24 protein-coding genes are annotated in these 23613 nt (G+C 55.3%); 9 read left to right on the top strand and 15 right to left on the bottom strand.

Annotated elements, in window-relative coordinates:
* Positions 1-35: 35 nt before the first annotated feature.
* Positions 36-1355: a murein DD-endopeptidase MepM gene (gene mepM / locus PYR66_08925; protein ID WEF29807.1), complete on the bottom strand. Its 1320-nt coding sequence runs from the start codon at positions 1353-1355 to the stop codon at positions 36-38.
* A 15-nt stretch (positions 1356-1370) separates the two neighbouring features.
* Positions 1371-2315 (bottom strand): zinc ABC transporter substrate-binding protein ZnuA, encoded by a 945-nt coding sequence (znuA, locus tag PYR66_08920; protein WEF29806.1) that lies wholly within the window; start codon positions 2313-2315, stop codon positions 1371-1373.
* A 78-nt stretch (positions 2316-2393) separates the two neighbouring features.
* Between znuA and znuC the strand changes: the two genes are divergently transcribed.
* Both znuC and znuB read left to right on the top strand, forming a co-directional pair.
* Positions 2394-3146, top strand: a complete 753-nt coding sequence (gene znuC, locus PYR66_08915) for a zinc ABC transporter ATP-binding protein ZnuC (protein ID WEF29805.1) — start codon at positions 2394-2396, stop codon at positions 3144-3146.
* Positions 3146-3931, top strand: a complete 786-nt coding sequence (znuB, locus tag PYR66_08910; GenBank protein WEF29804.1) for a zinc ABC transporter permease subunit ZnuB — start codon at positions 3146-3148, stop codon at positions 3929-3931. The genes znuC and znuB overlap by 1 nt, the downstream gene beginning before the upstream one ends.
* A gap of 46 nt (positions 3932-3977) precedes the next feature.
* Here znuB and ruvB read toward each other — a convergent pair whose 3' ends face one another.
* The 6 genes from ruvB to aspS all read right to left on the bottom strand — a co-directional run bounded on the left by ruvB (position 3978) and on the right by aspS (position 9279).
* The gene (gene ruvB, locus PYR66_08905) at positions 3978-4988 is read right to left on the bottom strand and encodes a Holliday junction branch migration DNA helicase RuvB (GenBank protein WEF29803.1); all 1011 of its coding nucleotides are present in this window, start codon (positions 4986-4988) and stop codon (positions 3978-3980) included.
* 8 nt (positions 4989-4996) lie between these two features.
* The gene (ruvA, locus tag PYR66_08900) at positions 4997-5608 is read right to left on the bottom strand and encodes a Holliday junction branch migration protein RuvA (protein WEF29802.1); all 612 of its coding nucleotides are present in this window, start codon (positions 5606-5608) and stop codon (positions 4997-4999) included.
* A gap of 81 nt (positions 5609-5689) precedes the next feature.
* Positions 5690-6211: a crossover junction endodeoxyribonuclease RuvC gene (gene ruvC, locus PYR66_08895; protein ID WEF29801.1), complete on the bottom strand. Its 522-nt coding sequence runs from the start codon at positions 6209-6211 to the stop codon at positions 5690-5692.
* Between the two features lie 45 nt (positions 6212-6256).
* Positions 6257-6997, bottom strand: a complete 741-nt coding sequence (locus tag PYR66_08890; GenBank protein ID WEF29800.1) for a YebC/PmpR family DNA-binding transcriptional regulator — start codon at positions 6995-6997, stop codon at positions 6257-6259.
* 49 nt (positions 6998-7046) lie between these two features.
* Positions 7047-7490 (bottom strand): dihydroneopterin triphosphate diphosphatase, encoded by a 444-nt coding sequence (nudB, locus tag PYR66_08885; GenBank protein WEF29799.1) that lies wholly within the window; start codon positions 7488-7490, stop codon positions 7047-7049.
* A 1-nt stretch (position 7491) separates the two neighbouring features.
* On the bottom strand, positions 7492-9279 hold the full coding sequence (gene aspS, locus PYR66_08880) for an aspartate--tRNA ligase (GenBank protein WEF29798.1): 1788 nt from the start codon (positions 9277-9279) through the stop codon (positions 7492-7494).
* Positions 9280-9545: 266 nt separating this feature from the next.
* Between aspS and PYR66_08875 the strand changes: the two genes are divergently transcribed.
* The 5 genes from PYR66_08875 to cmoB are packed head-to-tail and all read left to right on the top strand — an operon-like array spanning position 9546 to position 13172.
* The gene (locus tag PYR66_08875; GenBank protein WEF29797.1) at positions 9546-10112 is read left to right on the top strand and encodes a hydrolase; all 567 of its coding nucleotides are present in this window, start codon (positions 9546-9548) and stop codon (positions 10110-10112) included.
* Positions 10109-10927: a DUF72 domain-containing protein gene (locus PYR66_08870; protein WEF29796.1), complete on the top strand. Its 819-nt coding sequence runs from the start codon at positions 10109-10111 to the stop codon at positions 10925-10927. Before PYR66_08875 ends, PYR66_08870 begins: the two co-directional genes overlap by 4 nt.
* Positions 10928-10980: 53 nt before the next feature.
* Positions 10981-11376, top strand: a complete 396-nt coding sequence (locus tag PYR66_08865) for an MAPEG family protein (protein ID WEF29795.1) — start codon at positions 10981-10983, stop codon at positions 11374-11376.
* A 39-nt stretch (positions 11377-11415) separates the two neighbouring features.
* Positions 11416-12159, top strand: coding sequence for a carboxy-S-adenosyl-L-methionine synthase CmoA (gene cmoA / locus PYR66_08860; GenBank protein ID WEF29794.1), 744 nt, complete (start codon positions 11416-11418; stop codon positions 12157-12159).
* Positions 12156-13172 (top strand): tRNA 5-methoxyuridine(34)/uridine 5-oxyacetic acid(34) synthase CmoB, encoded by a 1017-nt coding sequence (gene cmoB, locus PYR66_08855; GenBank protein ID WEF29793.1) that lies wholly within the window; start codon positions 12156-12158, stop codon positions 13170-13172. The genes cmoA and cmoB overlap by 4 nt, the downstream gene beginning before the upstream one ends.
* A gap of 128 nt (positions 13173-13300) precedes the next feature.
* Here the strand turns inward: cmoB and cutC are convergent, their stop codons facing one another.
* Complete coding sequence (gene cutC / locus PYR66_08850; protein WEF29792.1) at positions 13301-14044, bottom strand: copper homeostasis protein CutC; 744 nt, start codon at positions 14042-14044, stop codon at positions 13301-13303.
* 76 nt (positions 14045-14120) lie between these two features.
* Entirely contained in the window at positions 14121-14690 is a 570-nt protein-coding gene (locus PYR66_08845; GenBank protein ID WEF29791.1) for a VOC family protein, read from the bottom strand.
* A 229-nt stretch (positions 14691-14919) separates the two neighbouring features.
* Between PYR66_08845 and argS the strand changes: the two genes are divergently transcribed.
* Positions 14920-16653 carry an arginine--tRNA ligase gene (gene argS / locus PYR66_08840; protein ID WEF29790.1) on the top strand — a complete coding sequence of 578 codons (1734 nt, stop codon included), beginning with the start codon at positions 14920-14922 and terminating at the stop codon, positions 16651-16653.
* A gap of 79 nt (positions 16654-16732) precedes the next feature.
* On the opposite strand, the gene PYR66_08835 is transcribed toward argS, so the two are convergent.
* The gene (locus PYR66_08835) at positions 16733-17872 is read right to left on the bottom strand and encodes a glycoside hydrolase family 105 protein (protein WEF29789.1); all 1140 of its coding nucleotides are present in this window, start codon (positions 17870-17872) and stop codon (positions 16733-16735) included.
* A gap of 4 nt (positions 17873-17876) precedes the next feature.
* Complete coding sequence (locus PYR66_08830; protein WEF29788.1) at positions 17877-19460, bottom strand: MFS transporter; 1584 nt, start codon at positions 19458-19460, stop codon at positions 17877-17879.
* A gap of 358 nt (positions 19461-19818) precedes the next feature.
* Here PYR66_08830 and uspC point away from each other — a divergent pair, with 358 nt between their 5' ends.
* Complete coding sequence (uspC, locus tag PYR66_08825; protein WEF29787.1) at positions 19819-20241, top strand: universal stress protein UspC; 423 nt, start codon at positions 19819-19821, stop codon at positions 20239-20241.
* 28 nt (positions 20242-20269) lie between these two features.
* Here uspC and otsA read toward each other — a convergent pair whose 3' ends face one another.
* The 3 genes from otsA to araH all read right to left on the bottom strand — a co-directional run bounded on the left by otsA (position 20270) and on the right by araH (position 23606).
* Complete coding sequence (gene otsA / locus PYR66_08820) at positions 20270-21685, bottom strand: alpha,alpha-trehalose-phosphate synthase (GenBank protein ID WEF29786.1); 1416 nt, start codon at positions 21683-21685, stop codon at positions 20270-20272.
* On the bottom strand, positions 21660-22463 hold the full coding sequence (gene otsB, locus PYR66_08815; GenBank protein ID WEF29785.1) for a trehalose-phosphatase: 804 nt from the start codon (positions 22461-22463) through the stop codon (positions 21660-21662). Before otsB ends, otsA begins: the two co-directional genes overlap by 26 nt.
* A gap of 162 nt (positions 22464-22625) precedes the next feature.
* Positions 22626-23606 (bottom strand): L-arabinose ABC transporter permease AraH, encoded by a 981-nt coding sequence (gene araH, locus PYR66_08810; protein ID WEF29784.1) that lies wholly within the window; start codon positions 23604-23606, stop codon positions 22626-22628.
* Between the last annotated feature and the right edge of the window lie 7 nt (positions 23607-23613).

The following is a 23613-nucleotide window of genomic DNA, read 5'->3' as shown; positions in this document are numbered from 1 at the left end:
AACTGACGCCGGCTTTTCGTGAAGGTGATTCGCGACTAATCAAAACGCAACTGCGGGATAACCTCTTTAGCCTGCGCCAGATAATCGGTACGATCGGAACCGGACAGCCCTTCAGTGCGCGGCAGTTTCGCCGTCAGCGGGTTTACTGCCTGCTGGTTAATCCATACTTCATAGTGCAGGTGCGGGCCAGTAGAACGCCCGGTATTGCCCGACAGCGCGATACGATCGCCGCGTTTCACTTTCTGCCCTGGTTTCACCAACAGTTTACGCAGGTGCATATAGCGGGTGGTATAGGTACGTCCATGGCGCACGGCAACGTAATAACCTGCCGCGCCGCTGCGTTTTGCCACCACCACTTCGCCGTCGCCGACGGAGAGTACCGGCGTGCCTTGCGGCATCGCGAAGTCAACGCCGCGGTGCGGCGCGACGCGACCGGTTACCGGATTCAGACGACGCGGGTTGAAGTTCGACGACACGCGGAACTGACGCGAAGTCGGGAAGCGCAGGAAGCCCTTCGCCAACCCGGTGCCGTTGCGGTCGTAAAATTTGCCGTCTTCGGCGCGAATCGCATAATAATCTTTGCCATCGGAACGTAAGCGCACGCCTAAGAGCTGGCTCTGCTCGCGTCTGCCATCAAGCATCTCACGCGACATCAGTACCGAGAATTCATCGCCTTTTTTCAGCTTGCGGAAGTCCATCTGCCACTGCATCGCTTTGATGACCGCACTGATTTCCGTGCTGGTGAGACCGGCATCGCGCGCGCTGGATACAAAGCTGGCGCCAACAGTCCCCTTCAGTACGTTGTTAACCCAATCCCCTTTCTGCAGTTCGCTGCTCATCTTGAAGCCGTTAGCAACACGGTCATAGGTACGCGTCTCACGACGCGACATCTCCCATGTCAGGCTTTGCAGATCGCCATCTGCCGTCAGGGTCCAGGAAAGTTGTTGGCCAATCTTCAGGTTCCGCAGTTCTTTATCAGCAGATGAGAGTTGGGCGATATCGCCCATATCAATACCGTACTGATTGAGAATACTGCTCAGCGTATCACCGGTGGACACCACATATTCATGGCCGCCGGAGTCACCATCGGATTTATCATCGAGCTCATCCTGCGGAATTGCTTCTTCTTCCTGCGGCGCCTGATCGATCGGTTCAGAGGCCTCTGGCAGCAGGGAGCGGATCTCGCTTTTTTCCAGCTCGATCGTTCTGACGATGGGGGCGGATTCCGGGTGGTAGATGTAGGGTCGCCAGACGGCGACCGCTAAAGTTAGAACGCTCAGCGACCCCAGCATAACGCGATGAGGCCGTGGCAGATTGTTAAATGCCTGAGTGACAGCGCGGGCTATCTGTTGCACGTATTCACTTCCTCGTTAATCTCCTTTCAGGCAGCTTGAATACTGATGTCCCAACTGGCTCAGGAACTGCGGGTAACTGTCTTTACCCAGCTTAATTCCGATTCCAAGTGGATCCAGGGTTCCCATGCGCACGGAAGTTCCCCTGGCAACAGCTTCGATGACCGCTGGCCTGAATTGTGGCTCAGCAAAAACGCAGGTCGCTTTTTGCTCAACCAACTGTGTTCTTATTTCGTGTAAACGCTGCGCACCAGGCTGGATTTCAGGGTTGACGGTGAAGTGACCCAACGAGGTCAAACCGTAATGTTTTTCGTAGTAGCCATAAGCATCATGAAAAACGAAATAACCCTTCCCTTTCAGCGGCGCCAGCTCGTTACCCACCTGTTTGTCGGTTGCGGCTAATTTTGCCTCAAAATCCTTCAGGTTGGCGTCAAGTTTGGCTCGACTCTGCGGCATAAGTTCCAATAATTTATCGTGGATTGCAACCGCTGAGAGCCGCGCTATCTCTGGGGAGAGCCACAGATGCATATTGTAAATGCCGTGATGGTGATCGCCGTCACTTTTTTCACCATTAGCATGTTCGTGACCGTGTTCGTCATCATCATCATCGGCCCCTTTCATGAGCAACGGTTTCACCCCATCCAACTGGGCAATAGTGACCTTTTTCTGCTCCGCAATGCTTTGCGTTGACTTGTCCATAAAAGCTTCCATTTCTGGACCAATCCAGACAACTAAGTCTGCGTTCTGTAAGCGTTTTACATCCGATGGGCGGAGTGAATAATCATGTTCGGAAGCGCCGTCCGGCAGCAAAACCTGAGTATCCGTCACACCATCAGCGATAGCGGAAGCGATAAAGCCAAGGGGTTTCATCGAGGCGACAACAGCGGCGTTAGCCAACGGGGCATGAGCGAACAAAAAAGCGGCGCTAAGTCCAGCGCAAAGAAGCGTATTTTTATGTAACATAATGCGACTAATCATCGTAATGAGCGAAAGTGATGTGATATTATAACATTCAATCGCTAGTGCAACCCCTAATTTGACATGACGAATCTTGTAACGCTGGAAAAAGTCGCGGTCGTCTACGGCCAGCGGCGCATACTGTCTGACATTTCGCTCACGCTAAGACCAGGCAAAATTCTAACGCTTCTTGGCCCGAACGGCGCCGGGAAATCAACGCTGGTACGCGTGGTGCTCGGTCTGGTTACCCCGACCGAAGGTTTAATCCATCGCGAGAAAAACCTACGCATCGGTTATGTACCGCAAAAACTGCATCTTGATGCCACCATGCCGCTGACGGTCAGCCGCTTTATGCGCCTGCGTCCGGGAACGCGTAAACAGGATATTATGCCGGCGCTACAACGCGTGCAGGCCGGACACCTGATCGAGGCGCCGATGCAAAAACTCTCCGGCGGCGAGACCCAGCGTGTGCTACTGGCGCGCGCCCTACTCAATCAACCACAGCTGCTGGTACTGGACGAACCGACGCAGGGCGTCGACGTCAACGGTCAGGTGGCGCTGTACGACCTGATCAACCAACTGCGTCAGGAGCTAAACTGTGCCGTATTAATGGTCTCCCACGATCTCCACCTGGTGATGGCGAAAACCGACGAAGTCCTGTGTTTGAATCAGCATATTTGCTGCTCCGGCACGCCGGAAGTGGTCTCGATGCACCCGGAATTTATCTCCATGTTCGGCCCGCGCGGCGCGGAACAGCTGGGGATCTATCGTCACCAACATAATCACCGCCACGACCTGCAGGGGCGGATTGTACTGCGTCGGGGAAATGGCCGCTGATGATTGAATTACTGTTGCCCGGTTGGTTAGCCGGAATGATGCTCGCCTGTGCGGCGGGTCCGCTGGGTTCGTTTGTGGTCTGGCGGAGAATGTCCTACTTTGGCGATACGCTGGCTCATGCCTCGCTGCTTGGTGTGGCATTCGGTTTGTTGCTTAACGTCAATCCGTTTTACGCGGTTATCGTGGTCACTCTGCTACTGGCTGGCGGCCTGGTGTGGCTGGAAAAGCGCCCTCACCTGGCGGTCGATACGCTGTTGGGTATTATGGCGCACAGCGCGCTGTCGCTGGGCCTGGTGGTCGTTAGCCTGATGTCGAATGTTCGCGTTGACCTGATGGCCTATCTTTTTGGCGACCTGTTAGCCGTGACGCCGGAGGATCTCATTTCCATCGCCATCGGCGTAGTGATTGTGGTGGCGATCCTACTCTGGCAGTGGCGCAACCTGTTAGCAATGACCATCAGCCCGGATTTAGCCTTTGTCGATGGTGTGAAACTACAACGGGTTAAGCTGCTACTGATGCTGGTCACTGCACTGACTATCGGCGTGGCAATGAAATTCGTCGGCGCACTGATCATCACCTCATTACTGATCATCCCGGCGGCTACTGCACGCCGTTTTGCTCGCACCCCGGAACAGATGGCTGCTGTCGCCGTTGGCGTAGGCATGCTGGCGGTGACCGGCGGGTTGACCTTTTCGGCGTTCTACGACACACCAGCGGGGCCATCGGTGGTGTTGTGCGCGGCGGCGCTGTTTATTCTCAGTATGACGAAGAAAGCGGCGAGCTGATTCAGGGTATAGAGATGACCCGGTAGCGCAACGCTACCGGGTTTAATTAAGGCATTTCCGGCGGCGTGATGCCGAAGTGATTCCAGGCGCGTACCGTCGCCATCCTGCCACGCGGCGTCCGCTGCAAGAACCCCTGCTGAATTAAGTACGGCTCCAGCACATCCTCAATTGTTTCCCGCTCTTCGCCGATAGCCGCCGCGAGGTTATCAAGGCCAACCGGCCCGCCGAAGAATTTGTCGATTACCGCCAGCAGCAGCTTGCGGTCCATATAGTCAAACCCTTCCGCATCAACATTGAGCATATCCAACGCCTGAGCGGCGATTTCCGCGGAGATGGTGCCATCGTGGCGCACTTCCGCGAAGTCTCGAACCCGACGCAGCAAGCGATTGGCGATACGCGGTGTACCGCGCGCGCGACGCGCCACTTCCAGCGCCCCTTCATCGCTCATCTCCAGCCCCATATGGCGGGCGCTGCGACCGACAATGTGCTGCAGATCGGGTACCTGATAGAACTCAAGGCGCTGCACAATACCAAAACGGTCGCGCAGCGGCGACGTCAGCGATCCGGCGCGGGTCGTGGCGCCGATCAGGGTAAACGGCGGTAAATCGATTTTAATCGAGCGCGCGGCCGGGCCTTCGCCGATCATAATATCCAGCTGATAATCTTCCATCGCCGGATACAGCACCTCTTCCACAACCGGTGAAAGGCGGTGGATTTCATCGATAAACAGGACATCGTGGGGCTCAAGATTGGTCAGCATCGCCGCCAGATCGCCGGCTTTTTCCAGCACCGGGCCAGAAGTCGTGCGCAGATTGACGCCCATTTCGTTGGCAACGATATTCGCCAGCGTGGTTTTCCCCAACCCTGGCGGACCAAAAATCAACAGGTGATCGAGCGCATCGCCGCGCAGTTTTGCCGCCTGGATAAAAATCTCCATCTGCGAACGCACCTGCGGCTGGCCGACGTACTCTGCGAGTAATTTAGGGCGGATAGCGCGGTCAGCGGCCTCTTCAAAACCGACGCTGTCGCCTGATACCAGCCGATCTGCTTCAATCATCCCTTACCTCACAACGCCGCGCGCAGCGCTTCGCGGATTAGCGTTTCACTGTTGGCGTCCGGACGGGCGATTTTGCTCACCATCCGGCTGGCCTCTTGCGGTTTATAACCCAGAGCCACCAGCGCGGCAACGGCTTCTTGTTCCGCATCGTCGGCGGCCGGACCCGCTGGCGAGGTCAACACCAGATCGGCCGCAGGGGTGAACAGGTCTCCGTGGAGGCCTTTAAAGCGGTCTTTCATCTCGACGATTAAACGCTCGGCGGTTTTCTTACCAATGCCCGGCAGTTTCACCAGTGACGCGACTTCTTCGCGTTCAACCGCATTCACGAACTGCTGTGCCGACATGCCGGAAAGGATCGCCAGCGCCAGTTTCGGCCCAACGCCGTTGGTTTTAATCAGCTCTTTAAACAGCGTGCGCTCCTGCTTGTTATTAAAACCATACAGCAGCTGCGCATCTTCGCGCACCACGAAGTGGGTAAAGACAATGGCTTCCTGCCCGGCTTCCGGTAGCTCATAGAAGCACGTCATCGGCATATGGACTTCATAACCTACGCCTCCGGTTTCCAGTAATACCAGCGGGGGTTGCTTTTCGAGAATGATGCCTCTGAGTCTGCCTATCACGTAGCGCTCCTGAATAAAGGGCCGAAAGTCTAATGCGTTATCATAAAAAAAGGCTGGATGAATATCCAGCCTGATTTATTATTATCGTAACCGCCCGCGCGCCAGATTGAGCCGACTCTCACTAATCTGAGCCGCATTCTGGCTGACGTGGCAGTGGGTGATGGCAATAGCCAGCGCATCCGCCGCATCCGCCTGCGGATTCGCAGGGAGCTTCAGCAAGGTACGCACCATATGCTGCACCTGGCTTTTTTCCGCGCTCCCTATCCCGACGACGGTCTGCTTTACCTGGCGGGCGGCGTACTCAAAGACCGGTAGGTCCTGGTTCGTCGCCGCGACAATCGCCACTCCGCGCGCCTGCCCAAGCTTCAATGCCGAATCGGCATTTTTCGCCATAAAGACCTGCTCAATGGCGAAATAGTCAGGCTGGAACTGGGTGATAATTTCGGTGACGCCAGCGTAAATCAGCTTCAGCCGCGACGGCAGATCGTCTACTTTGGTGCGGATACATCCGCTGCCGAGGTAGCTCAACTGCCGCCCGACCTGGCGAATCACGCCATAACCGGTCACGCGCGACCCCGGGTCAATGCCGAGAATAATAGCCATCACGCGCCTCCAGTAACAACTCACCAATGATACCGATTACCGGTATCACAGCGTAGCGGCAACCTCATCAGAGATTTCGCCGTTATGATAAACTTCCTGGACGTCGTCGCAGTCTTCCAGCATATCGATCAGACGCAGCAGCTTCGGCGCGGTTTCCGCATCCATATCCGCTTTAGTCGACGGGATCATCGATACTTCAGCGGCGTCGGCTTTCAGACCAGCCGCTTCCAACGCATCACGCACCGCGCCCATCTCTTCCCAGGCGGTGTACACGTCGATTGCGCCATCGTCATAGGTCACCACGTCTTCAGCGCCCGCTTCCAGCGCCGCTTCCATGATAGTGTCTTCATCGCCAGCTTCGAAGGAGATAACGCCTTTTTTGCTGAACAGATAAGAAACCGAACCATCGGTACCGAGGTTGCCGCCGGTTTTGGTAAAGGCGTGGCGCACTTCAGCAACGGTACGGTTACGGTTGTCGCTCAGACACTCAACCATGACCGCAGTACCGCCCGGGCCGTAACCTTCATAAATGATGGTTTCCATGTTCGCGTCATCGTCGCCGCCGACGCCGCGCGCGATAGCGCGGTTCAGGGTGTCGCGAGTCATGTTGTTGGACAGCGCTTTATCTACCGCCGCGCGCAGACGCGGGTTAGAGCCGATGTCGCCGCCACCCAGACGCGCTGCGGTAACCAGCTCGCGGATGATTTTAGTAAAGATCTTACCGCGCTTGGCATCTTGTGCCGCTTTGCGGTGCTTGGTGTTGGCCCATTTACTATGACCTGCCATAAAAAACTCTCCAAAAAAGCCGTTTTTCCGCGACAAACGCCGCAGGAAGTTACCCGGCGTTAATTACAAATTCTTCAATCGCCTGCCGGTTGCTCCACGATTTGGTTAACGCGGCGGCGTCCGACGCGCTAACCCAGCGGTAATCCAGATGTTCGGTAAAAACAATCTGGCGCTCATGGGGCAGCGCAAGACGGAACCAAAACTCCGTATTGCGCTCGACGCCCGGCGCATAGCGATGACGTAAGTGAGAAAAAATCTCGAACTCCACCGTACGCTGACAGTCAATTAAGGCCAGTTGCTCGCAAGCAACATCAATGGCGACCTCTTCCTTTACTTCGCGCGCGGCGGCCTGCAACGCGGTTTCCCCCGCTTCCAGACTGCCGGTAACCGACTGCCAGAAAGTGGGGTCATCGCGTCGCTGCAACATCAGCACCCGCTTCGTATCCTCGGCGTAAATCACCACCAGAACGGAGACAGGCAGCTTGAATGACATCTTAGTTGTTCTCCGGAGACTCTTTTGTCTCTTTCGCCACAACCTGAATACCCAGTTCGCCTAACGCGGTCGGATTAGCGAAGCTTGGCGCTTCGGTCATCAGGCACGCGGCAGCGGTGGTTTTCGGGAATGCGATAACGTCACGGATGTTATCGGTGCCGGTCAGCAGCATGGTCAGACGATCCAGACCAAATGCCAGGCCAGCGTGCGGCGGTGTACCGTACTTCAGCGCATCCAGCAGGAAGCCGAATTTTTCACGCTGTTCTTGTTCGTTAATCCCCAGAATGCCAAACACGGTTTGCTGCATTTCACCACTGTGGATACGCACCGAACCACCGCCGACTTCGTAACCGTTGATAACCATATCGTAGGCATTCGCAACCGCGTCTTCCGGCGCCGCTTTCAGGTCTGCCGCCGTCATATCTTTCGGCGAGGTGAACGGGTGGTGCATTGCGGTCAGGCCGCCTTCGCCGTCGTCTTCAAACATCGGGAAGTCGATAACCCACAGCGGCGCCCATTTGTTCTCGTCGGTCAGGTTCAGGTCTTTACCCAGTTTCAGACGCAGCGCGCCCAGCGCATCGGCAACCACTTTTTTGTTGTCGGCGCCGAAGAAGATCATGTCGCCATCCTGTGCGCCAGTGCGCTCAAGGATCGCTTCCACGATTTCGGCGTTAAGGAATTTAGCCACCGGGCTGTTGATGCCTTCCAGGCCTTTCGCACGCTCGGTCACTTTAATATAAGCCAGCCCTTTCGCGCCGTAGATCTGCACGAATTTGCCGTATTCATCAATCTGCTTACGGGTCAGCGCGGCGCCGCCCGGTACGCGCAGTGCGGCAACGCGGCCTTTGGCATCGTTAGCCGGGCCGGAGAAGACAGCGAATTCCACCGCTTTCACCAGGTCAGCCACATCGACCAACTCCATCGGGTTACGCAGATCCGGTTTATCAGAACCGTAACGGCGTTCGGCTTCGGCAAAGGTCATAACCGGGAATTGACCGAGGTCGACGCCCTTCACGTCCAGCCACAGCTTGTGCACCAGCTCTTCCATCACTTCACGCACCTGCGGCGCGGTCATGAAGGAGGTTTCGACATCGATCTGCGTGAATTCAGGCTGACGGTCGGCACGCAGGTCTTCGTCGCGGAAGCATTTGACGATCTGATAGTAGCGATCGAAACCGGACATCATCAGCAACTGTTTGAACAGCTGCGGAGACTGCGGCAGCGCGTAGAATTTACCTTTATGCACGCGCGATGGCACCAGGTAGTCACGCGCGCCTTCCGGCGTGGCTTTGGTCAGCATCGGGGTTTCGATATCGAGGAAACCGTGGTCATCCATAAAGCGACGTACGAAGCTGGTGATCTTCGCGCGAGTTTTCAGACGCTGGGCCATTTCCGGACGACGCAGATCCAGATAACGATATTTCAGACGCGCTTCTTCGGTGTTGACGTGGTTGGAGTCCAGCGGCAGCGCTTCAGCGCGGTTGATGATGGTCAGGTCTGACGCCAGCACTTCAATTTCGCCAGTGGCCATCTCGCGGTTGACGTTGCGCTCTTCACGCGCACGTACGGTACCGGTGATTTGGATGCAGAACTCATTACGCAGTTCGGAAGCCAGTTTTAACGCCTCCGCGCGATCCGGGTCGAAAAACACCTGCACGATGCCTTCACGGTCGCGCATATCAATGAAGATAAGGCTGCCGAGATCACGACGACGGTTGACCCAACCACACAAGGTCACTTGCTGCCCCACGTGGGACTGACGTAGCTGTCCGCAATATTCTGTACGCATGAGATATCCCTTAACTTAGCCGCAGGCGGATGTTGCCTGCCTTGCAGGCGACGAGGTCGCAGCTTTGCTGAATGTCACTACTGAATGAAAAAAGGCGGCTATTATACTGGAAATTCTTTCTGGCGATAAGCCCGACGCAGTTTGTACGCTGTTTTGCTGTGCGCTTATTGCCTGTACTCACAAAAATTAACAAAATTTGTTACCCTGGAGCCGAATTAGCAACGGTATTGTAGCGGCCTGACAACAGAACAAGATACGGGGATACCATGTTAGAACTCAATGCGAAAAAAACCGCGCTGGTCATTATTGACCTGCAAGATGGCATTTTACCTTTCGCCGGCGGCCCGCACCGCGCCGACGATGTGGTCGCGCGCGCGGCAAAACTGGCGCAAAAATGCCGCCAACAAGGTTCGCCCGTGGTCATGGTTCGCGTCGGCTGGTCTGCTGATTTCGCCGAAGCGTTAAAACAGCCGGTTGACGCGCAAGCGGGCGCGGCAAAGCTGCCGGACAACTGGTGGACCTATCCGGCTGCACTTGGCAAGCAGGATAGCGATATCGAAGTCACCAAACGCCAGTGGGGCGCGTTTTACGGCACCGACCTTGAGCTGCAGCTGCGCCGCCGCGGTATCGACACCATTATTCTGTGCGGCATTTCGACCAATATCGGCGTTGAGTCCACCGCGCGTAACGCCTGGGAGCTCGGCTTCAATCTGGTGGTCGCCGAGGACGCCTGCAGCGCCGCATCCGCTGAACAGCATCAGGGCAGCATGACGCACATCTTCCCGCGTCTCTCCCGCGTACGCAGCACCGAGGACATTATCGCCGCCTTATGATGTATATCGGGCTCCCGCAATGGTCGCATCCTAAATGGGTGCGCCTTGGCATCACCGGCCTTGAAGAGTATGCCCGCCACTTTAACTGCGTGGAGGGCAATACGACGCTATATGCTTTACCCAAGGCTGAGATCGTCGATCGTTGGTACCAGCAAACCCACGATGATTTTCGTTTCTGCTTCAAATTCCCGGCGACGATTTCTCATCAGGCGGCATTACGCGACTGCGACGATTTAAGCCGCGAGTTTTTCGCCCGCCTGGCGCCGCTGGAATCACGCATTGGCCAGTACTGGCTACAGCTGCCCGCCACTTTCGGCCCACGCGATCTCCCTGCCCTGTGGCATTTCCTCGATTCGCTGCCCAAAGGTTTCAGTTACGGCGTTGAAGTGCGTCACCCGGAGTTTTTCGCCAAAGGCGATGCCGAACAGCAGCTTAATCGCGGCCTGCACCAGCGCAACGCGAACCGCGTGATCCTCGATAGCCGACCAGTGCACAGCGCTATCGCGCGCAACCCGGCGATGATCGACGCCCAAAAAAAGAAACCGAAGGTTCCGGTACATGCGGTCATGACCGGGCAGCAGCCGATGGTGCGTTTTATCGGCAGCGACGATATGGCGCAGAACCGCGAGCTGTTTCGCGTTTGGCTGCAAACACTGCCGAAGTGGCGTCAGTCGGCCACGCCGTGGCTATTTCTGCATACGCCGGATATCGCCCAGGCGCCGGAGTTGGTCGATACTTTGTGGGAAGACCTGCGCGCCGTGCTGCCGGATGTCGGCGCCGCGCCGTCAATTCCGCAGCAATCCTCGCTTTTCTGATATCCTGCTATGATAGTCGGAGCCACCTGACATAATTAAAGGGAGTTTTGGGTATGGTCAGCGCGCTGTATGCGGTTTTGGGTGCGTTATTGTTAATCAAGTTTTCCTTCGATGTGGTACGTCTGCGCACACAATATCGCGTCGGTTACGGCGACGGCGGTTTTAGCGAACTGCAGGTCGCCATTCGTGTTCACGGTAACGCCGTGGAATACGTCCCCATTGGGCTTATTTTACTGCTGTTCATGGAAATGAACGGCGCGCTCACCTGGATGGTGCATCTCTGCGGTATTTTGCTGATTGCCGGACGCCTGATGCACTCCTACGGTTTTCATCATCGTCTGTACCGCTGGCGGCGCTCGGGAATGAGCGCCACCTGGTGCTCATTGTTGCTGATGGTGCTGGCTAACCTGTGGTATATGCCCTGGGAGTTGGTTTTCTCCCTGCGTTAGCGCACAATACGCCGTTTTCGTTTTTTCGGGTTTAACGTTATGTCTCACCGCGATACGCTTTTTTCCGCGCCGATTGCCAGCCTCGGCGACTGGACCTTTGATGAACGGGTAGCCGAAGTCTTCCCGGATATGATCCAGCGCTCTGTTCCTGGATATTCCAATATTATTTCTATGATCGGCATGCTGGCTGAGCGTTTTGTTCAGCCCAACACTCAGGTTTACGACCTCGGTTGCTCGCTGGGCGCTGCGACGCTTTCCGTACGTCGCAACATTGCGCATCCGGGATGCAAAATTATCGCTATCGATAATTCCCCGGCCATGGTGGAGCGCTGTCGTCGCCATATCGATGCCTACAAAGCGCCGACACCGGTTGAGGTTATCGAGGGCGACATTCGTCATATCGCTATTGAAAACGCCTCAATGGTGGTGCTGAATTTTACTATTCAATTCCTGGAGCCGAGCGAACGTCAGGCGATCCTCGATAAAGTCTATCAAGGGCTGAATCCGGGCGGCGCGCTGGTGCTTTCTGAGAAATTCAGTTTTGAAGACGCTAACGTCGGCGAACTGCTATTTAACATGCACCACGATTTCAAACGCGCCAACGGCTACAGCGAACTGGAAATCAGCCAGAAACGCAGCATGCTGGAAAATGTAATGCTGACCGACTCGGTAGAAACCCATAAGGCGCGCCTGCGTCAGGCCGGTTTTGAACATGCCGAACTGTGGTTCCAGTGCTTTAACTTTGGCTCGCTGGTAGCGGTGAAATCAGAGGGTCAGTCATGATCGACTTCAGTAACTTTTATCAGTTGATCGCGAAAGGGCCGCTTTCCCACTGGCTGGAAACCCTGCCTGCTCAGGTCGCAGCCTGGCAGCGCGATGCGTTACACGGCAAGTTTCGCGAGTGGTCGCGCGCCGTTGAGTTTCTGCCGGAACTCGCGCCATGGCGTCTGGACCTGCTGCACAGCGTTACCGCAGAAAGCGAAACGCCGCTCAGCGAAGGTCACCAGCTGCGAATTGAAAACCTGCTGAAAAACCTGATGCCGTGGCGCAAAGGCCCCTATTCGCTGTACGGTATCGACATCGATACCGAATGGCGTTCCGATTTGAAATGGGATCGCGTGCTGCCGCATCTGTCCGATCTCACCGGGCGGACGATCCTCGATGTTGGTTGCGGTAGCGGTTATCACATGTGGCGGATGATCGGCGCTGGCGCGCATCTGGCCGTCGGCATCGATCCAACACAGTTATTCCTATGCCAGTTTGAAGCGGTACGTAAACTGATTGGCAACGATCAGCGCGCGCACCTGCTTCCTCTCGGCATCGAACAACTGCCGGCGCTGGAAGCTTTTGATACCGTTTTTTCGATGGGCGTGCTGTATCATCGTCGTTCCCCGCTTGACCATCTGTGGCAACTCAAAGATCAGTTAGCCCCTGGCGGCGAGTTGGTACTGGAGACGCTGGTGGTTGAAGGCGATGAAAATACCGTGCTGGTCCCCGGCGATCGCTACGCGCAAATGCGTAATGTCTACTTCATTCCTTCCGCCGCCGCATTGAAACAGTGGCTTGAGAAGTGCGGGTTTATCGATGTACGCATCGTGGATACCTGTGTGACTACCCCCGAAGAACAGCGCCGTACCGAGTGGATGACGACTGAATCACTCGCCGACTTCCTCGATCCACATGACAGCGGTAAAACGGTGGAAGGTTATCCAGCGCCGCTGCGCGCGGTGATCATCGCCAGCAAACCGGAAACGCAGCAGTCGCTGGCGAAAAAAGCGGCCGCTGCGCAGGCATAGCCGTCCTCTTCCTGATGTCAGCGCACGCTGGATAAAAAAAGGCCCCTGTTGAAATTGCAGGGGCCTGGTACGGGCAATCATCATATTGGGCGACATGATGTGCAGCAAAAAACAGTTGGCTGCGCGGCTTACCCACGCGCGGCAGAAATAATCTGCTTCATTTCCGCCACCGCTTCGCCGTTAACGGCGTAGCGGGAATATTCATCGGCATCGGCGTCGGTAGACATCGACAACCCCGGATTACGAAAGCGCATCGGCGACGGCAACCATTGCCCCGCTGAGCTGTGTACTTCTTTGACTCCCGCCTGCAAAAATTGTTGCAGATTGGCAGCCCGCACTCCTGCTCCGGCCATAATGATTGGAGTATCGCCAAGCGCAATTAGTTCCATAATTTTTGCAAGACCTTGTTCGGCCGTCGGCTGCTGGCCGGAAGTCAGGATCCGCGCAACGCCCAATTCAGCGAGCGTATACCAGGCCTGGCGCGGGTCGGCGCACATATCAAAGGCCCGATGGAAGGTCACCGCCAGCGAGCCTGCCGCTGTCATAATTTTCTGCATACGCGCGATATCAACCTGGCCTTCGCTATTGAGTACGCCAATAACCAACCCCGGGAAACCCAAATCCCTGACCGTCGCTACATCATCCAGCATGGCGGCAAACTCGCCTTCGGTGTAGCAAAAATCACCGCCGCGCGGACGGATAATCGGGTGTACCGGGATCGAAACGATTTCACGCACTGAACGCAGCACGCCCAGCGACGGCGTTAACCCGCCCTCCTGCGGCGCTGCGCACAATTCTACGCGATCGGCGCCGCGACGCTGCGCCTCCAGCGCGCACTCCATGCTATAGCAGCAGACTTCCAGCAACATCATTCCCTTCTCCATTCTCATTATGGGCAACACAGCATGTCACGATTTATATTCACAGACGCCGCGCCGCTTCACACTGTTAAGCATCGGATTGCTCGCTGGCGACGATTTGTTCGATCGACCAGGGATGGAATTTGATGGTCACTTTACCGTCAGTTACCGCCAGCGTCGGATTCGGCAGGCGCTCGCGTTCTCCTTTCGGCGAACTGGTCTTCACGAATATCCCCGGCTGGCTTAGCCCCTCATCGCTGAGTAGCGCCAGCGCGCGCGCGTTTAACGTTTCCGGGTCGCCCGGCAAAACAATTTCGATATGCTCCCAACCTTCGTGCGGATAGCGCTTTTCACCCGGCCAGGGTAACTCCACCACCGTGAAACGCCAGTGAGCGACGCAGATAGGTTCAGCCAGCTTAAACAAGCAAATGGGGCGACCATTAATAATATTTTCCGAGAGCAGCGCACCGCAGCGTTCCAGCCCCTGACGCCAACGTTCCGCTGTCGCATTCTGATGACAGCGCAGCGAAATATGGTCGGCCTCCAGCGGCGCCATCTCCAACCCCAGACGATCGGCCAACGCCCGTAGAGCATCGCTAAAACGCGGTAGGTCCGCGGAAATATCATTCAGTTCGTCAATGTGCTGCCAGTTTGCCATCTTGCGCCTCGGTCATCGCCAAAAGGGCTAATTTATCCTGTTTCGCAGCCCTGACCAACCAGCAATCTGCCTGACGGGACGGCGAATGGTTATTCATTAAGCGTGCTGCTTTACAACTCACGCGCAGTGCTGACGGCTGGGCGCAAATGCAGTATACTCCCGCCTTAATTTGTCCATGTTCCGGCGCCGCCCCACAGGGGTTATCGCGCCTTAAAAGTAAGGTATTCCGGTGAATATTCAGGCTCTTCTCTCAGAAAAAGTCAGCCAGGCCCTGATCGCGGCAGGCGCGCCTGCCGATTGCGAACCTCAGGTCCGCCAGTCAGCAAAAGTTCAGTTCGGCGACTATCAGGCCAATGGCGTGATGGCTGTTGCTAAAAAACTGGGCATGGCGCCGCGACAACTTGCAGAGCAGGTACTGTCTCATCTCGATCTGAACGGCATTGCCAACAAGGTTGAAATCGCCGGGCCTGGCTTTATCAATATTTTCCTCGATCCGGCCTTCCTGGCGGACAACGTCAATCGCGCGCTGCAGTCCGAGCGCCTGGGCGTGGCTAAGCCCCAAGCGCAGACCATCGTCGTCGATTACTCCGCGCCGAACGTGGCGAAAGAAATGCACGTCGGCCACCTGCGTTCGACCATCATTGGCGATGCATCGGTGCGCACCCTGGAGTTCCTCGGCCACAACGTTATCCGTGCCAACCACGTCGGTGACTGGGGTACTCAGTTCGGCATGCTGATCGCGTATCTGGAAAAGCAGCAGCAGGAAAACGCTGGCGAGATGGCGCTGGCCGATCTCGAAGGTTTCTATCGCGAAGCGAAAAAACACTACGATGAAGATGAAGCTTTCGCCGAGCGCGCACGTAGCTACGTCGTTAAGCTGCAGGGCGGCGATGAATACTTCCTGCAGATGTGGCGTAAGCTGGTCGACATCACCATGTCGCAAAACCAGATCACCTACGATCGTCTGAACGTGACCCTGACTCGCGATGACGTGATGGGCGAAAGCCTGTACAACCCCATGCTGCCGGGGATCGTCGCCGACCTGAAAGCGAAAGGCATGGCCGTTGAAAGCGAAGGCGCGACCGTGGTCTTCCTTGATGAGTACAAAAACAAAGAAGGCGAACCGATGGGCGTCATCATCCAGAAAAAGGATGGCGGCTACCTCTATACCACGACCGATATCGCCTGCGCGAAATACCGTTACGAAACGCTGCATGCCGACCGCGTGCTCTACTACATCGACTCCCGTCAGCACCAGCACCTGATGCAGGCGTGGACCATCGTGCGTAAAGCCGGTTATGTGCCGGAATCCGTACCGCTGGAACACCACATGTTCGGCATGATGTTGGGTAAAGACGGCAAGCCGTTCAAAACCCGCGCCGGCGGCACCGTCAAACTGGCCGATCTGCTGGACGAAGCGCTGGAACGCGCACGCCGCCTGATAGCCGAGAAGAACCCGGATATGTCAGCCGATGAGCTGGAAAAGCTGGCGAATGCTGTCGGTATCGGCGCGGTGAAATATGCCGACCTGTCGAAAAACCGGACGACCGATTACGTCTTCGACTGGGACAACATGCTGGCGTTCGAAGGCAATACCGCGCCATACATGCAGTATGCCTACACCCGCGTGCTGTCCGTGTTCCGTAAAGCCGGTATTGACGAAAGCGCGCTGACGGCGGCGCCAGTGGTCATTAGCGAAGATCGCGAAGCGCAGCTGGCCGCGCGCCTGCTGCAGTTCGAAGAAACCTTGTCCGTCGTCGCCCGTGAAGGTACCCCGCACGTAATGTGCGCCTACCTGTACGACCTGGCGGGCCTGTTCTCTGGTTTCTACGAGCATTGCCCGATCCTGAGCGCTGAAAGCGAAGCGACCCGTAACAGCCGCCTGAAGCTGGCGCTGCTGACGGCGAAAACGTTGAAGCTGGGCCTTGATACCCTGGGTATTGAAACCGTCGAGCGTATGTAAAAACAAACCCGGCTGTTGCCGGGTTTGTTTTATTTGTCGCCCCGGTAAGCGCAGCGCCACCGGGGTCTATTTGCCCTTCTCAGAAATACTTGCGCAGATACTCCGTCAGGCAAAGAATCGCCATCGCCTGGCCATACGGCATCGACGTTAGCGGAATCTGACGATAAAAATCGAGGTCGGATCCCATACCGGTACCGAACGAGGTTTGCAGCAGTTCCCCTGCAGGAGAAATATTTTGCACGATGCCGCGAATCGCTTTTTCCGCGATTTCCGCATACTCCCGTCCGACATAACGTTTACGCACCGCTTTCAGGATACCGTAGGCGAAACCCGCTGTTGCTGAAGCCTCAAGATAGGAATGAGGGTCATCAAGCAGAGTATGCCACAAGCCGCTGTCATCCTGGCATTTCGCCAATGCGGCAATTTGCGCATTCAGCACCTGCACCAGATAGCGATGGATGGCGCTGCTTTCCGGTAAATCCACCAGCTCCAGGAAATCTGGAATCACCATCGTGAGCCAACTGTTGCCGCGCGCCCAGCGCGCACGGGCAAAGTTGTGCTGACCTTCATTATTCCAGCCGTGGAACCACAGGCCAGTCTCCCTGTCCATCAGGTTCTGTACATGCAGCAAGAACTGATAGGTCGCTTCTTCAATATACTGCGGGCGGTTAAGCAGCTTGCCGATTTTCGCCAGCGGCAACACCGTCATCATCAGTGTGTCATCCCACATCTGCTGATGGTTTTCCTCCGCCAGAGTAATATGCTGCATGCCACCCTGCTCGGTGCGCGGCATCTCATACATCGCCCATTCGGCCCAGCTATCGAGCCACGGCAGATACTCCTGTCGCCCGGTCTCTTCAAAACGATAGGCCAGCGTCAGGAACGGCGCCATCGTATTAACGTTTTTCGTGGTCGCCCCTTCGGCAAAGCGTTCAGCAAACCAGCTGTCGATGATATCGCGCATCGCCACCTCACCGGTTTGTTGGTAATACTGGTAGATACCGTACAATCCGACGCCGTGAGTCCACTCCCAGCCAGCCCATCCTTTGGTATCGATAACTCTCCCATCGTCAAGCCGTAGTAAAAATTGCCCGCTTTCATCCTTAATATTCACCAGATTTTGCGTCACGTTACGGATCAGCGCCTGCAGTTCACTGCGATCGATAAAGCGTTCAGGCTGACACAGTAATGGGCTATGTTTAACCGGCCAAACTTTCATGTTCTTAACCTCTGGTATATGTCGAATTCAAAGCACCACCCTGATTCAGAGCCGGGGCGGCAGGTTTATTGCGATTCAGGTAGCCAATGTTGTTATTACCCCACAGGCAGGCGTAAGGCATACCCGCCAGCATCTCTACCACCGCACGGTTTTCCGCAGAGGTAAGTTCCGGCTGGGCGTGGCCGGCCTCACGCATTTTGAGTGTTTCGGCGCGTAGTACGCTGTGGGTATGCAAATTGAGCTTAAAGCGCAGGGAAACCAGGAAGCCGCAGGCCAACACCAGTAAGGTACCGATGCTGAGGATCAACAGAATGGTATGGCTGACACCTTCTGGCTGAATTTTTTGCCCGGAGACAAAGCCAGACAACTGCATGATGATGCCAACCAGCATCACTGCCCCCGCCTGCGATGCTTTGCGGGTGAGCGTCATGATGCCGGCAAAAATGCCCTCACGGCGCTGGCCGGTGATCACTTCGTCGACGTCGGCAATATAGGTGTAGGTATTCCACGGCACGTAGTTAATGCCGCCGCGCCCCAGACCGGCAATCGCGGAAACCAGCAGTAATAATGCATAAACGTCGCTCATCCCCGCGTAGTACAGCATCGCATAAGAGAGCGAACTCAGGCCAAACAACACCACCACCATACGATAAGAAGGTGCGGGACCAAACCGGATGCACAGCGGAATCATGGCAATGACGGCAATAAACTGGAAAACGGCCATCGTACCGAGCAAGTTAGAAGCGACGGAAACTTCCTGCATCAGCACAAAGACCACGTAATAGGTAAACACGGCGTTGAAAACATCCTGCGCGATATAGCCCCCCAGATACATGCCAAGATGCTGGCGGAAGATCTTAATCCGCAGCGTGGAACTGAGTTCGATGAACAGGCGGTTAAGGCTTTGCACGAGGGTTAAGCTATGCTTTTCCTCTTCTGCGCGCAGCGCCGCTTCACTCCACGCTTCCCGTGGGCGTTCCCAGGTGAAAAACCAGACGAATGTGAGCATTAAGGCGCACAGCACGGAAAAGACCAGGCTTGCGTAAAAGAACGAACTGGCGTTGTCTTTACCCAGTTGAGTGAGCAAGATACCTGGCAAGAATGAGGCTAAAATCGCCGACATTTGCGCCATTGAGATACGCGCGCCGGAGAATTTGGTTTTCTGTTTAAAGTCATCAGTCATCTCCGGCACCAGCGTCTCGTAAGGTACCAGAATCATGGTATAGACAATATCAAACAGCAGATAAGTGGCGAGGTAGTACCAGAATCCCATCCCGCCCACCCACATCATCGAATAACTAAAGACGCATGGAATACCGAGTAAAATAAAGAATTTACGTCTTCCAAAGCGTTTACCCAACCAGGTTGAGCCAAAATTATCGGTCAAAAAACCCATCAGGGGACTGACGACCGCGTCGAGCACGCGCGCGGTGGCAAAAATCAGCGTCGCTTCAATCGGCGATAGGCCGCAGAAGGTGGTGTAAAAATAGAGTAGCCATGCTGCGGTAAGCGCGGTGGTTCCTGCGCCGAGGAAGTCGCCGGAACCGTAGGCGAGATAGTTAGCCAAACCGATTTTACGTGTTTTCATCACCGTAAATCCTGTGTCTTTTTTATTAGAGAACTTCGGCTTTACCGCGGGTTATGCCGAAATTTTGCGGATACATGACTACAGTAAAAGTATGGAAACCGGCTTACCTTGGCATTTTTGCCAGGTCGAACCGTTGAGTGGCAAAAAAACAAAGGGTCGACCACCGTGCGTCACCGATTTATAAAACAGCGTTTCTTTTAAAGCAAAAGCGATGCTCATTTTTGCGAGAATGCTGCCAAAATCTGACTTTACGAGCCTGGCGACAGATGTTTTTCAGTCGGGTGAATAACCCTTGTAGAGAAGTGGAATTAGGAGTAAAGAAAGTAGAAAGGTCCGTTGCGTATCTCAAGGAGGCTAGATGCCCTACTCACATCTGTTGGTCGCCGTCGCCCCGACGCCGGAAAGCCGCATGCTGGTTAAGAAAGCGGTGTCCATTGCCCGTCCGCTCAGTGCCAAAGTCAGCCTGATCACGCTGGCCACGGATCCAGAAATGTACAATCAGTTTGCCGCGCCGATGCTGGAAAATCTGCGTGAAATCATGCACGAGGAAACACGTGGTTTTCTCAATGAACTGGCTGCGCAAGCGGATTACCCTATCAACAAAATGACCATCGCCAGCGGCGAACTTTGCCATCACGTGAAGGATTTTTGCCGCCAGCATCACGTTGATCTGGTCATCTGCGGCAATCATAACCAGAGCCTGTTTTCCCGCGCGACCTGTTCGGCGAAGCATATTGTCGGCAGCAGCGGTGTCGATGTGCTGTTGGTTTCCCTGGAGTAGGCTGATGCCGAAGCATCAGCCGGATCGGCTAGGTAGACGGCGTCACCATAGGCGGCCGCTGGCAGCTATCTTCGCGCCGCTTTACACGCGTTAGATCGGCAACGAATCGCGCCTGCCAGTTATTGATGTCATTGTTTTCGATAACGTTAAGCATGTTGCCGTGGCGGATAATTCGCTCGGCAAGCGGCATGGTCAGAGCGCGATCCAACGCCGCCGCGACCTCATCGCGATCGTAGGGGTTGATGATAAGCGCCGATGTCAGTTCGTTGGCGGCCCCCGCAAACTGCGATAACACCAGTACCCCAGGATTTTGCGGATCCTGGGCGGCGACGAATTCTTTCGCCACCAGGTTCATACCATCGCGCAGCGGCGTCACCAGGCCGACATCGGAATACCGAAATACCTTCATTAACAACTTGCGATCAAAGTGCTGATTCAGGTAATAAAGCGGCGTCCACCCCAACTGACCATAATGACCGTTAATTCGCCCGGCAGCCATTTCAAGCTGATGGCGAATATCCTGATAGGCCGGGACATCACCACGCGAGGTTGGCGCTATTTGGGTGTAGCGAATTTTCCCCCGATGCTGCGGATAGTTTTCCAATAAGGCTTCATAAGCCTGGAAACGCTCCGGTAGCCCTTTGGAATAGTCGAGGCGTTCAACGGAAAAAATATTCTTCACGCTTTTGAGTTCCGCCTTCAACTGCGCCAGCTTAGGCGGCAACGGTCCGCTGGCGCAGCGCGCCACCTCCTGCGGCTCGATGCTAATTGGATAGACGGCGGTACGAAACGTTTTGCCCCATGCGCTATGACGCTGACTATCTCTCTCGATAAGCGTGGTCTGCTGGGCGACGCAATCAATAAACGCCTGCCGGTCGCTTTCGCTCTGGAAACCTAACAAATCATAATCACAGAGCTGCCTCAGGAGTTCCGCATGCGGTGGTAACGCATTAAAAATTTCGGCTGTCGGAAATGGGATATGCAGGAAGAAACCAACGCGATTCTTTACGCCATTTTTGCGCAGTTCACTGGCGAACGGCAGCAAATGATAATCATGAACCCAAATCATATCGTCATCGGCAAGCAGCGGCAGCAGTTTCTGCGCCACCGCGGCGTTAACGCGTTGATAACCTTCCCAGGCCGTTCGTTGAAAATCGACTAAGTCGAGACGATAGTGAAAAGCTGGCCATAGCACGGCGTTAGAAAACTGGTTGTAGTACTGCTCGTGATCTTCTGCATTGAGGTTAAAAGAGACCCACGAAATGTCCCCTTTGCTCACTTTCTTCAGCGGTTGGCGATCATCGCCAATCTCGCCGCTCCAGCCAAACCACAGACCGCCGCTGGCCTTCAGCGCGCCTAAGATGCCGACCGTCAGGCCGCCAGCGCTGTTTTTTTTATCATCAGGCGAGGCTATACGGTTAGATACTACGACTAAACGACTCATGGTCATCCCTCCCGCTCGTTAATACCTCCAGGCTCCGCGTATGATCGACGATATGGCGTAACCATTGATGGACGGCTGCCACGTTGGGTAGCCGCCAATGCGCCAGGGTATCGCCGCCGCCGACTTTGATCGAGACGCCCTCCAGTTGATTAACGACGGTAAACCCGGCCTCATCGGTTAAATCATCGCCGATAAATACCGGTTTTCGTCCCGCAAATGGCGCTTCGCGCATAAATGCCGCAATAGCTTCGCCTTTGTTAATCCCACGTGGCTTAATCTCCACCACACACTTACCCTGTTGTATCGCCAGAATCGGATAGCGCTGCACAATTTGCTGAGCCAGCGCCAACACAGCGCTCTGGTGCTGCGGCGCTTGCCGATAATGCAGGGCAAAGGCGATGCCTTTGTCTTCCAGTTCGCTACCGGGTAGCGACTGCAACGCAGACGTTAGCGCCTCGCCGACTTCACGGCTCAGCGCCGACGGCAGTGATACATCGTGTCTTTTACCATTGATATCACGGCGTTCAGCCCCGTGGACGCCGGCAAGCGGTAGCCGCCAGTGACGGGTCAGTTCATCAAGCTCGGATAATGAGCGCCCTGAAATCAATGCCACAGCGTCATGTTGCTGCTGTGCCAGTACTCGCAACGTCTGAAGGACGTTTTCGGGGATAACAACCTGATCGGGATGAGGTTTGATATCGGCAAGCGTGCCGTCAAGATCCAGGAAAAATGCGTAGTTTCCGATTAGCTCAGGCGGTACAGATATCTGGTCAGCCACCCTGTCTTCCTCCTTATCATGGCCAGCGTTACGCTGGTTGTTAACGAATTGTTAGCCATGTAAGTATAGACAGTGTGACCAGCCTCGCCATTTTTGATAGTTGTCGCCAGCGCAGCGAGCGTTGGCGACATATTGCGAGTAGACTTTAAAGTTTGTGACAAATTAAATCGAGCGTTTCGCTTTTTGCTTATAGCGATCGAAAATGACCGCCGCCAGCAGAATCACCCCGCGAACCACATACTGTGAGAACGGCGATATATTCAGCAGGTTCATCGCATTTTCTACCGTACCGAGGATCAGGATCCCCGCCACAACATACGAAATCTTGCCGATCCCGCCTTTTAGCGATACGCCGCCCAGTACGCACGCCGAGATAACAATCAACTCATAGCCAATTGAGGTCATCGGCTGGCCGCTGGTCATGCGCGAGGCCAAAATAATCCCCGCCGCGGCCGAGACCAATCCGGAAAGCACAAAGATGATGATCTTGGTGCGAACAACCGGCACTCCCGCCAGACGGGCCGCTTCTTCATTCCCCCCGATTGCCAGCGTGTTGCGACCAAAGGTGGTTTTATTCAGCAACAGGCCAAAGATGATCAGACAGGCGACCGTCAGCCAGATAGGCGCGGGTAGACCGAACCAGTTGGCATAACCCAGGGTAAAGAAACGCTCATCTTCAATCCCAACCGCCTTACCATCGGAAATAATATAGGCCAGCCCGCGAACTATCTGCATCGTGGCAAGGGTGGTAATCAGGGCATTAATCTTCAGACGAGCAATAACAAATCCGTTCACCAACCCGCTGACAGCGCCCAGTAAAAGCCCGGCGGCGATCCCTATCCACAGGCTTTCGCTGAGGTTAATCACCACCGCCGTCGTCACGCCGGCGCAGGCGATCACTGAAGCAACCGACAGATCAAAATCACCAGAAGCCAGACAGAATAACATTCCACAGGCAACCATCCCCGACATTGAAATTGCCAGCCCCAACCCTTTCATATTGACGAAAGAGGCAAAGTTAGGCACAAAAATCATGCAGCCGATAAACAGCACCGCGAACACTACCAGCATGCCGAACTGATCCCAGATTCTGCCGAAGCTGAAGGAGGACCGTGCGGTACCTGGCGTAGTAACAGATGACATCGTTGAC

Source organism: Klebsiella aerogenes (genome assembly GCA_029027985.1).
GTDB classification, from domain to species: domain Bacteria; phylum Pseudomonadota; class Gammaproteobacteria; order Enterobacterales; family Enterobacteriaceae; genus Klebsiella; species Klebsiella aerogenes_A.
The sequence above is the reverse complement of the archived record's forward strand: the minus strand, read 5'-3'. Positions and strand labels throughout refer to the sequence as shown.

Excerpts from the sequence above, each read along its gene's own strand:
- cutC (WEF29792.1), bottom strand. The coding sequence starts at position 14,044 with ATGATGTTGCTGGAAGTCTGCTGCTATAGCATGGAGTGCGCGCTGGAG.
- znuC (WEF29805.1), top strand. The coding sequence starts at position 2,394 with ATGACGAATCTTGTAACGCTGGAAAAAGTCGCGGTCGTCTACGGCCAG.
- cmoA (WEF29794.1), top strand. The coding sequence starts at position 11,416 with ATGTCTCACCGCGATACGCTTTTTTCCGCGCCGATTGCCAGCCTCGGC.
- PYR66_08830 (WEF29788.1), bottom strand. The coding sequence starts at position 19,460 with ATGAAAACACGTAAAATCGGTTTGGCTAACTATCTCGCCTACGGTTCC.
- PYR66_08870 (WEF29796.1), top strand. The coding sequence starts at position 10,109 with ATGATGTATATCGGGCTCCCGCAATGGTCGCATCCTAAATGGGTGCGC.
- znuB (WEF29804.1), top strand. The coding sequence starts at position 3,146 with ATGATTGAATTACTGTTGCCCGGTTGGTTAGCCGGAATGATGCTCGCC.
- ruvC (WEF29801.1), bottom strand. The coding sequence starts at position 6,211 with ATGGCTATTATTCTCGGCATTGACCCGGGGTCGCGCGTGACCGGTTAT.
- uspC (WEF29787.1), top strand. The coding sequence starts at position 19,819 with ATGCCCTACTCACATCTGTTGGTCGCCGTCGCCCCGACGCCGGAAAGC.
- ruvB (WEF29803.1), bottom strand. The coding sequence starts at position 4,988 with ATGATTGAAGCAGATCGGCTGGTATCAGGCGACAGCGTCGGTTTTGAA.
- nudB (WEF29799.1), bottom strand. The coding sequence starts at position 7,490 with ATGTCATTCAAGCTGCCTGTCTCCGTTCTGGTGGTGATTTACGCCGAG.
- PYR66_08890 (WEF29800.1), bottom strand. The coding sequence starts at position 6,997 with ATGGCAGGTCATAGTAAATGGGCCAACACCAAGCACCGCAAAGCGGCA.
- PYR66_08845 (WEF29791.1), bottom strand. The coding sequence starts at position 14,690 with ATGGCAAACTGGCAGCACATTGACGAACTGAATGATATTTCCGCGGAC.
- araH (WEF29784.1), bottom strand. The coding sequence starts at position 23,606 with ATGTCATCTGTTACTACGCCAGGTACCGCACGGTCCTCCTTCAGCTTC.
- znuA (WEF29806.1), bottom strand. The coding sequence starts at position 2,315 with ATGTTACATAAAAATACGCTTCTTTGCGCTGGACTTAGCGCCGCTTTT.
- cmoB (WEF29793.1), top strand. The coding sequence starts at position 12,156 with ATGATCGACTTCAGTAACTTTTATCAGTTGATCGCGAAAGGGCCGCTT.
- PYR66_08875 (WEF29797.1), top strand. The coding sequence starts at position 9,546 with ATGTTAGAACTCAATGCGAAAAAAACCGCGCTGGTCATTATTGACCTG.
- otsA (WEF29786.1), bottom strand. The coding sequence starts at position 21,685 with ATGAGTCGTTTAGTCGTAGTATCTAACCGTATAGCCTCGCCTGATGAT.
- PYR66_08835 (WEF29789.1), bottom strand. The coding sequence starts at position 17,872 with ATGAAAGTTTGGCCGGTTAAACATAGCCCATTACTGTGTCAGCCTGAA.
- aspS (WEF29798.1), bottom strand. The coding sequence starts at position 9,279 with ATGCGTACAGAATATTGCGGACAGCTACGTCAGTCCCACGTGGGGCAG.
- PYR66_08865 (WEF29795.1), top strand. The coding sequence starts at position 10,981 with ATGGTCAGCGCGCTGTATGCGGTTTTGGGTGCGTTATTGTTAATCAAG.